Annotated in this window: 10 protein-coding genes and 1 rRNA gene; 4 read left to right on the top strand and 7 right to left on the bottom strand. The window is 69.5% G+C overall.

Translation table 11 applies throughout. The features are described 5' to 3' along the window. Both ITI46_RS31790 and ITI46_RS31785 read right to left on the bottom strand, forming a co-directional pair. Positions 1-122, bottom strand: a 16S ribosomal RNA gene (locus ITI46_RS31790); the annotation flags it as partial. Between the two features lie 400 nt (positions 123-522). Further along, positions 523-1,218, bottom strand: a complete 696-nt coding sequence (locus ITI46_RS31785; RefSeq protein WP_209243403.1) for a DNA-3-methyladenine glycosylase — start codon at positions 1,216-1,218, stop codon at positions 523-525. 64 nt (positions 1,219-1,282) lie between these two features. Here ITI46_RS31785 and ITI46_RS31780 point away from each other — a divergent pair, with 64 nt between their 5' ends. Continuing rightward, positions 1,283-2,065 (top strand): sporulation protein, encoded by a 783-nt coding sequence (locus ITI46_RS31780; protein WP_209243402.1) that lies wholly within the window; start codon positions 1,283-1,285, stop codon positions 2,063-2,065. A 51-nt stretch (positions 2,066-2,116) separates the two neighbouring features. Here ITI46_RS31780 and ITI46_RS31775 read toward each other — a convergent pair whose 3' ends face one another. Then, the gene (locus tag ITI46_RS31775; protein WP_209243401.1) at positions 2,117-2,548 is read right to left on the bottom strand and encodes a barstar family protein; all 432 of its coding nucleotides are present in this window, start codon (positions 2,546-2,548) and stop codon (positions 2,117-2,119) included. A 180-nt stretch (positions 2,549-2,728) separates the two neighbouring features. Between ITI46_RS31775 and ITI46_RS31770 the strand changes: the two genes are divergently transcribed. After that, complete coding sequence (locus tag ITI46_RS31770; RefSeq protein ID WP_209243400.1) at positions 2,729-3,268, top strand: YbhB/YbcL family Raf kinase inhibitor-like protein; 540 nt, start codon at positions 2,729-2,731, stop codon at positions 3,266-3,268. Between the two features lie 391 nt (positions 3,269-3,659). Further along, on the top strand, positions 3,660-4,169 hold the full coding sequence (locus ITI46_RS31765) for an HNH endonuclease (RefSeq protein WP_209243399.1): 510 nt from the start codon (positions 3,660-3,662) through the stop codon (positions 4,167-4,169). Between the two features lie 54 nt (positions 4,170-4,223). On the opposite strand, the gene ITI46_RS31760 is transcribed toward ITI46_RS31765, so the two are convergent. The 4 genes from ITI46_RS31760 to ITI46_RS31745 form a co-directional block, all read right to left on the bottom strand. After that, on the bottom strand, positions 4,224-4,991 hold the full coding sequence (locus ITI46_RS31760; RefSeq protein ID WP_209243398.1) for a sulfite exporter TauE/SafE family protein: 768 nt from the start codon (positions 4,989-4,991) through the stop codon (positions 4,224-4,226). A 157-nt stretch (positions 4,992-5,148) separates the two neighbouring features. Continuing rightward, the gene (locus ITI46_RS31755; RefSeq protein ID WP_209243397.1) at positions 5,149-6,114 is read right to left on the bottom strand and encodes an SPFH domain-containing protein; all 966 of its coding nucleotides are present in this window, start codon (positions 6,112-6,114) and stop codon (positions 5,149-5,151) included. A gap of 91 nt (positions 6,115-6,205) precedes the next feature. After that, a complete protein-coding gene (locus ITI46_RS31750; RefSeq protein WP_209243396.1) occupies positions 6,206-6,628 on the bottom strand; it encodes an NfeD family protein in 423 nt (140 codons plus the stop codon). Between the two features lie 21 nt (positions 6,629-6,649). Continuing rightward, positions 6,650-7,441 carry an ABC transporter ATP-binding protein gene (locus ITI46_RS31745; RefSeq protein WP_209243395.1) on the bottom strand — a complete coding sequence of 264 codons (792 nt, stop codon included), beginning with the start codon at positions 7,439-7,441 and terminating at the stop codon, positions 6,650-6,652. Positions 7,442-7,546: 105 nt separating this feature from the next. On the opposite strand from ITI46_RS31745, the gene ITI46_RS31740 reads away from it, so the two are divergent. Then, on the top strand, positions 7,547-8,368 hold an 822-nt coding region (locus ITI46_RS31740), incomplete at its 3' end, for an Rv1486c family protein (protein WP_209243394.1).

Below are 8,368 nucleotides of genomic sequence, written 5' to 3'. Positions count from 1 at the left end.
TGCCCACGTGTTACTCACCCGTTCGCCACTAATCCACCACCGAAGCGGCTTCATCGTTCGACTTGCATGTGTTAAGCACGCCGCCAGCGTTCGTCCTGAGCCAGGATCAAACTCTCCGTGAATGCTTTACAATTCGCGGAAGAGCGGAACCAGGAAGAGGAATAGTCCCCCCGGTTCACAGCGTCCTCGCTGTTGTATTTCAAAGGAACCTCGTCTCTCAGAGACGGGGTATCAACATATCTGGCGTTGACTTTTGGCACGCTGTTGAGTTCTCAAGGAACGGACGCTTCCTTCGAAACCGTCTCACCGGCTTCTCCGGACGTTTGCCCTTTCGGTGTCCACTACGTTAGCGCGTTTCCCCGGAGACTCCTAATCGGGTCCTCGGAGTCAGTTTTCGGCGCACCGAAACCGACCCCGATTCTGGGGTACGTCATAGGTAGTGAATGTTCGCTGCGGGGGCCGCTCTCACTGGGCCTTGAGGCCCGTGGCAAGCCGTCCCGTTTCCAGCGACTCGGTCCAACGTTAGGGGGTGGACCGGCTTGCGTCAAGCTCGGGCCGACGGTTCCGGGGCTTGTGCGGCCGGTAGGGGCTCACTGTGGGGTCGCCCTCCAGCCAGAAGCGCCAGGGGTAGTGGGCGGCGTCGCCTCCGACGCCGGTGCGGGGGCCGTTCTTCATGGCTCCGGGTTCCGCGGGCTCACCTGCGGTGATGCTCAGCGGGGCGGTGTCGTCGTGGGTGCAGACGTCGGCGCCGTTCAGCTCGCGGTCGACGGCGAGGGCGGTGGCGAGGCGGGCCGGGCCTTTGGCCAGTTCCTGGTCCTTGCGGGCCTTGGGGCGGCGCTGCCGTGCCTGCTCCGCTCCCTCCAGTACCTCGCCGGCGCGGATCAGTACACCGCTGGCCTGGCCTTCCGCGCCGCACACCAGGTTGAGACTGAACCACATGCCGTAGATGAAGTAGACGTACGCGTGGCCCGGAGGACCGAACATCGAGGCATTCCGTTCCGTCCTGCCGCGGTAGGCGTGGGAGCCGGGGTCGGCCTCCCCCGCGTACGCCTCGACCTCCGTGATGCGCAACCGCATGCGGCCCTCTGTCGTCGTGCGTACCAGGACGCGTCCGAGAAGGTCGGGTGCGACATCCAGGACAGGACGGTCGAAGAAGGCCCGGGGGAGGTGCGCGTCGCCGCTGGTCGTGCTGGGCTTGCGGTCTCGGCCTGCGATCATGCCGTCCGAGCGTACAAGAACTGCCGTGCTTCCCCTGGGGAAGCCGAAAGGGGAGGACAAGGGGATGGGCTTCAAGAAGCTGTTCGCGAGCATGGGGATGGGGAGCGCCTCGGTCGACACGGTGCTGCACGAGCCGCACGCGGTGCCCGGTGGCGTGGTGCAGGGCGAGGTGCGGATCGAGGGTGGCTCGGTCACCCAGGAGATCCAGTCCCTGTCCGTGGGGCTCCAGGCCCGGGTCGAGGTGGAGACGAACGACGGGGAGACGCATCAGAACATCGAGTTCGGCACCCAGCGGCTCGGCGGGGAGCTGACCCTGCACGAGGGGGACTCGCATGTGGTGCCCTTCGCCCTCGAGGTGCCGTGGGAGACGCCGATCACCATGTTCCTGGGCCAGCAGCTGCGGGGCATGCAGATCGGGGTGACCACGGAGCTGGCGATCGCGCGGGCGCTGGACTCGACCGACCTGGACCCGGTGGACATCCACCCGCTGCCGGCCCAGCAGGCCATTCTGGACGCCTTCGGGCAGCTCGGGTTCCGCTTCAAGTCGGCGGACATGGAGAAGGGGCACATCCGGAACACGCGGCAGCGGCTGCCCTTCTACCAGGAGATCGAGTTCCACGCGCCGCAGCAGTACCGGGGGCTCAACCAGGTGGAGCTGTCGTTCGTCGCGGACTCGCGGGGGATGGATGTGGTGCTGGAGATGGACAAGAAGCCGGGGCTGTTCACGGAGGGCAGTGACACCTTCCGCGCCTTCCCGGTGGACTTCGACTCCTTCCAGCAGACGGACTGGGCCGGGTACCTCAACCAGTGGCTGGCCGAGGTCGGCGGCAAGCGGAACTGGTTCTGAGCCCGAAGGACCGGCCCCCTGTCCGAGGGGGAGAACGCCGTGGGGCCCCGTTCAGCCGAGCAGGATGCTGAGCGGGGTTTCGCGTACGGACCAGAAGCCGACCGCTGCGGTGAAGACGTCGGCCGCGGCGGCGGCGTCCTGCGGGTCGGCCTGTTCGAACTCCGACCAGCCGGTGGCCAGCAGCAGATAGCCGCTGGGCTTGCCCCACCAGGACAGGTCGGTGAGCAGGTCGGCGAGGGCGTCCCAGTTGCGGCCGAAGTAGTCGGGCAGCTCCAGACCGGTGGCGCATCGCTCCATGAAGTCGGCCTTGTTGTCGACGCCGGTCAGGTCCACGACCGCGCCGAACCAGCCTGCCGCGTCGGCCTGCATCAGGGCGTCGGGGCCCACTGATGGCAACCGGTAGACGCCGGGAGGCACCGAGTCGTCGAAGAGGCCGGGGAGGTCGGCCTGGGGCAGCTCGGGCAGGTCCACGGGGCTGGTCATGGTCGGCACCACCGCTTCGGGGTCTCGTCGTGGTCACTCACCTGACGGCGTTGACGGCTGCGGGCACAGGGCTGGGGTGTACGGGGTGTGCTGTCGCACCCCGTCATGGTGGCAAAGAGAGACGGTGCGGATCGTTAGGCTGGCCGTTGCAGCGATTCGCGTGACGAGGAGGTTCCCAACGTGACCGACCAGCAACGGCGCCCGCTCCCCCATGACTTCCACCCCCCGGTGCCGTCAATCCGCGTGGTGAGCAACGATCTGGCGGACGGCGGCCATCTGGGTTCCGCACAGGTGTACGCGGAGGGGAACACCTCGCCGCACCTGCGCTGGGAGGGTTTCCCGGAAGCGACGCAGAGCTTCGCCGTGACGTGCTTCGACCCGGATGCGCCGACCGGCAGCGGGTTCTGGCACTGGTCCGTCTTCGACATCCCCGCCTCGGTGACGGAGCTGCCCACCGGGGCCGGTACGGGTGAGATGAAGGGGCTCCCCGAGGGGGCCGTGCATGTGCGCAACGACTTCGGGACGCGGGACTTCGGCGGGGCCGCGCCGCCGCCCGGGGACGGTCCGCACCGCTACGTCTTCACCGTGTACGCCGTGGACACCGAGAAGCTCGGCCCCGACGCCGGGGCGACGCCCGCGTTCGTCGGGTTCAACCTGCGCTTCCACACCCTGGCGCGGGGGCAGCTGATCGGCGAGTACGAGCTGCCCGCGGAGAGCTGATCGCGCCGGGCTGTCGTAAAGAATTCCGTTGCGCCGCGCTCCCAGCGCGGCGCAACGTGTATGCGGGCAGTCGGCACCGTGGCGCGGTACATCACCGCGAACGGGGGCGGCAGGCGCCTTCGGCGCCGCCGTCTGCCGGAGTCCGGCCGGGGGCCGGACGACCGCGCCGGCTGCCTTCGCATTTGTCCTTCCGCGATTCCCTCCGCGATCTCTTTCGCCATTTGTCCTTCCGTGATCCTTTTCCGACCTTCGCGACCTGGCATTTCCGGACGCTTCATGTCCCGTACAGCCTTGGGAAATTGCGTTGTCGGCCTGCGTGGACAGCGGCACAGTGGTGCCACCCCGGCGCGGGTGCGCGCGGGTGGAGACGGGAGAAGGGGAGGCGGTCGGGATGCGGGAGACGCTGGTACTGAACGCGAGCTTCGAGCCGCTGTCGACGGTGTCGCTGCGGCGAGCTGTGGTGCTCGTGATGCGGGAGAAGGCAGTGGTCGAGCAGTCGCATCCCGGGCTGCGGGTGCGTGCGGCGAAGGTGGAGCTTCCGGTGCCGCAGGTGATCAGACTCTGCCGGTACGTCCGAGTGCCCTTTCGACAACGGGCACCGTGGTCGCGGCGGGGCGTCCTGGTGCGGGACCGGCACCGGTGTGCGTACTGCGGGCGCCGGGCGACCACGGTGGATCACATCGTTCCGCGGTCGCACGGCGGTGGGGACACGTGGCTGAACACGGTCGCTGCGTGTGCGGCGGACAATCACCGGAAGGCGGACAGGACGCCGGCGCAGGCGGGGATGAAGCTGCTGGTCAAGCCGTTCGAGCCGACTCCGGCCGATGCGCTGCTGCTGGCGCTGGGGCTCAAGGAGGGGGAGACGCTGCCCGAGTGGCTGTCGCTGCCGGCCACGGCCTGAGCGCGGCGGCGGGCTCGGGCGGGGCGGCGGCCCTGGGCCGACGACTGAAGTTGCTCAGCGCAGCAGGAGCTGTGCGATCGCCGCGAGGCCGACGGCCACGATGACGCCCCGCAGCACTCCGGGGGCCAGCTTGCGTCCGATACGGGCGCCGAGCTGGCCCCCGGCTGCTGAGCCGACCGCGATCAGCAGCACGGCGGTCCAGTCGAAGTCCGCGATGAAGAGGAAGAAGACGGCCGCCGTCCCGTTGACGACGGCGCCGAGCACATTCTTGACGGCGTTGATGCGCTGCAGGTCGTCGGGGATGAGCAGGCCCATGAGGGCGAGGTAGATGACGCCCTGGGCGGCGCCGAAGTAGCCGCCGTACGCACTGGCGAACAGCATGCCGCCCTGGAGGGGGATGCCGCCGTGCGGATGGGCGCTGCTGTTCTGGCGTTCGCGGCGGCGGCGTACGGCGGCGGCCAGCCGGGGCTGGAGGACGACGAGGACCAGGGCGATCGCGATCAGCGCTGGGACGATGGCGTCGAACGCGCTGGAGGGCAGGGTGAGCAGCAGGATCGCGCCTGCCAGCCCGCCGAGGAAGGCGACGGTGCCCAGTCTCAGGACGCGGCGGCCCTGGCCGCGCAGCTCCTTGCGGTAGCCGATGGCGCCGCTGATGGAGCCGGGGACGAGGCCGAGCGAGTTGGAGACGTTGGCGGTTACGGGCGGCAGGCCGACGGCGAGCAGTACCGGGAACGTGATGAGGGTGCCGGAGCCGACGATGGTGTTGATGCCCCCGGCGCAGATCCCTGCGGCACAGACGGCCACGGCCTCCCATATGGTCACGCGTCAGCCCCTTCGGTGATCGGCGTCAGTGCCACTGATCATGCCCGAAGGGGCTGCGTACGCGTGCGACGGTCCAGCTGCTGGACCTGGCCGGCCTCAGCCGTGGCCTGGTGGGAGCGCCGGCTGCAGTGCCGGCCCGGCGGCAGTGCCCGTGCCGTCAGGAGTCGAGCGGGGGCTGCTCGCGCGGGGGCTTGGTGACGCTGGGCGGGTTGGGGGTGCCGCCGCCGTTGCCGCCGCTGCCGCCGGAGTCGGGGCGGAAGTTGTCGAGGGCGCCGCCGAGGCCCTTGAGGGCGTCGCCGATCTCGCTGGGGACGATCCACAGCTTGTTGGCGTCGCCCTCGGCGATCTTCGGGAGCATCTGGAGGTACTGGTAGGAGAGCAGCTTCTGGTCCGGGTCGCCGGCGTGGATGGACTCGAAGACCGTGCGGATGGCCTGGGCCTCACCCTCGGCGCGCAGGGCGGCGGAGCGGGACTCGCCTTCGGCGCGCAGGATGGCCGACTGCTTCTCACCTTCGGCGGTGAGGATCTGCGACTGGCGGACACCTTCGGCCTGGAGGATCGCGGCGCGCTTGTCGCGGTCGGCGCGCATCTGCTTCTCCATCGAGTCCTGGATGGAGGTCGGCGGCTCGATGGCCTTCAGCTCGACGCGGTTGACGCGGATGCCCCACTTGCCCGTGGCCTCGTCGAGGACGCCGCGCAGCGCCGCGTTGATCTCCTCGCGCGAGGTGAGCGTCCGCTCCAGGTCCATACCGCCGATGATGTTGCGCAGGGTGGTGACGGTGAGCTGCTCGATCGCCTGGATGTAGCTGGCCACTTCATAGGTGGCGGCACGGGCGTCCGTCACCTGGTAGTAGATGACGGTGTCGATGTTCACGACCAGGTTGTCCTGGGTGATCACCGGCTGCGGGGGGAAGGGGACGACCTGTTCCCTGAGGTCGACACGGTTGCGGATGGTGTCGATGAAGGGGACGACGATGTTCAGGCCCGCGTTGAGCGTCCGCGTGTACCGGCCGAAGCGCTCGACGATCGCCGCACTCGCCTGTGGGATGACCTGGATGGTCTTGATGAGTGCGATGAAGACAAGCACCACCAGGATGATCAGGACGATGATGATGGCGTCCACGGCCTTGCCCCCTGCTTGGTTGTGAAAGACGCTTCGGTTGTGAGAGTCGCTGCCTGAAGAGTTACTGCCCGTGTGCGGTTGCTCATCGCCATCACATCACGACCGCGGTGGCCCCGTCGATCTCGACCACGTCCACCTGGCTGCCGGGCTCGTAGCTCGTGTCCGAATCCAGTGCACGAGCCGACCAGATCTCGCCGGCCAGCTTGATACGGCCGCCGTCCCCGTCGACTTTCTCCAGCACCACGGCCTGTTTGCCCTTGAGCGCTTCGACCCCGCTGGCCAGCGCCGGGCGCTCGGTGCGCATCCGGCGGGCGACGGGTCGTACGACCAGGATCAGTGCCGTGGAGACGAGGGCGAAGACGACCACCTGGGCGACCGGGCCTCCGCCGATGCCGGCCGTCCCGGCGGCTGCGACCGCACCCACCGCGAGCATGCCGAACTCGGGCATGGCCGTGATGATGAGCGGAATCCCCAGCGCTGCGGCGGCTACGAGCCACCCGACCCATGCGTCCACACCGCCATGGTAGGCGTACGGTCAGCGCAGCGGCAGGCCCTGTGCGGTCCAGCGGCTGTTCTCCGTCTCGACGACGAGCGGCAGGCCGAAGCACAGCGAGAGGTTACGAGAGGTCAGTTCGGTCTCCAGCGGCCCGGCTGCCAGCACCTGTCCCTGGCGGATCATCAGAACGTGGGTGAAGCCCGGCGGGATCTCCTCGACGTGGTGGGTCACCATCAGCATGGAGGGGGCGTACGGGTCGCGCGCGAGCCGTCCGAGGCGTCGTACGAGGTCCTCGCGCCCGCCCAGGTCGAGCCCGGCCGCGGGTTCGTCCAGGAGCAGCAGTTCGGGGTCGGTCATCATGGCGCGCGCGATCATGGTGCGCTTGCGCTCGCCCTCGGAGAGGGTGCCGAACTTGCGGTCGAGGTAGTCGGACATGCCCAGCCGGTCGAGGAAGGCCAGCGCGCGGTCCTCGTCGACCTTGTCGTAGCTCTCCTGCCAGTGCGCCGTCATGCCGTAGGCGGCGGTGAGCACGGTCTCCAGCACGGTCTGGCTGCGGGGCAGCTTCTCGGCCATGGCGATGCTGGCCATGCCGACGCGGGGCCGCAGCTCGAACACGTCGACGCTGCCGAGGCGTTCACCGAGCACGCTGACGGAGCCGGAGGTCGGGAAGAGGTAGCTGGAGGCGAGGTTGAGCAGCGTGGTCTTGCCCGCTCCGTTGGGGCCGAGGATGACCCAGCGTTCTCCCTCCTTGACCGACCAGGAGACATCGTCCACCAGAGCACGTCCGTCGCGGACCACGGATACGTCCACCAGCTCCAGTACTTCGCTCATGAGCGCGTTGTCTCCTATTGCAGTCGCGTTTAGGTGCCTGTGGGCACATTCCCCAGGGGAAAACCTACGCCACCGTGTGCGAAGCCTGTTCCCTAGGCTTGGTCCATGCTCACAGAACCTCGCTCGGGGCGGCTCGCCGCCTGGGGAAACGCACTGCTCGCCGGACTCGTCTCGCCGGACGAGGCGGCCGACCGCATCGCGGCGCAGGACGCACGGCACCGTGTGGTGCTGCCGGGGGACGACGGCGATCCGGTGGGGCTGACGCTGGCGCTGGGGCGGCTGCGGTCGCTGGGTGCCGTGGGGCTGCGGGTGGCGCTGCCGGTACCGGGGCACCCGCTGGGGCTGAGCGGGCCGCCGGAGTTCAACGCACGGGCGCTGGAGGCCGGGGAAGCGGTGCTGGTGCACGGCGTCGCGCTCGGTCTGGTGCCCGCGGTGTACGAGGCGGGGCCGGCGGGCGCCGGCCCCGAGGACGTGCACGCCGAGGTGGTGTGGGAGTGCCTGCCGGTGCGGGAGGCGCCGCCAGCCGACGTGCCCTCGCTCGCGGAGGCCGAGCGGGAGCTGGCTGAGGCGATGCGGGAGGCCACCGAGGTGCTGACCCGGCTCGATGTGGCGGGCTCCGGTCCGGTGGCCGAGGCGGCGCTGGAGGCGTACCGGGCGCGTATGGAGGCCGGGAGGCAGCTGCTGGCGCCGGGTTATCCGCCGCGCGCCGTACGGGTGCTGGAGCTGGCGCAGCGGGTGACGGCGCTGGTCTCGATCGCCTACGGCGAAGGTGGGGGCGCCGGTGACGGGAAGGAGCACGGGGGTGCGGTGAGCGCCGCGGAGATGGCGGCCCGCACCGAGGCGCTGCGCCCGGTGGAGCGGACCGCGCGGCGGGCGCAGGTGGCGGCGTACAACGCGTACGCCGAGGAGCTGGAGCGGCGGCGGGAG

The sequence above is a fragment of the Streptomyces oryzae genome, from assembly GCF_017676365.1.
In the GTDB taxonomy this organism is placed as follows: Bacteria; Actinomycetota; Actinomycetes; order Streptomycetales; family Streptomycetaceae; genus Streptomyces; species Streptomyces oryzae.
This window is presented reverse-complemented; position numbering and strand designations above follow the sequence as displayed.

What these genes read in the sequence shown, in the direction of transcription:
- ITI46_RS31785 (WP_209243403.1), bottom strand. Translation starts at nt 1,218, where the DNA reads ATGATCGCAGGCCGAGACCGCAAGCCCAGCACGACCAGCGGCGACGCG.
- ITI46_RS31780 (WP_209243402.1), top strand. Translation starts at nt 1,283, where the DNA reads ATGGGCTTCAAGAAGCTGTTCGCGAGCATGGGGATGGGGAGCGCCTCG.
- ITI46_RS31765 (WP_209243399.1), top strand. Translation starts at nt 3,660, where the DNA reads ATGCGGGAGACGCTGGTACTGAACGCGAGCTTCGAGCCGCTGTCGACG.
- ITI46_RS31745 (WP_209243395.1), bottom strand. Translation starts at nt 7,441, where the DNA reads ATGAGCGAAGTACTGGAGCTGGTGGACGTATCCGTGGTCCGCGACGGA.
- ITI46_RS31775 (WP_209243401.1), bottom strand. Translation starts at nt 2,548, where the DNA reads ATGACCAGCCCCGTGGACCTGCCCGAGCTGCCCCAGGCCGACCTCCCC.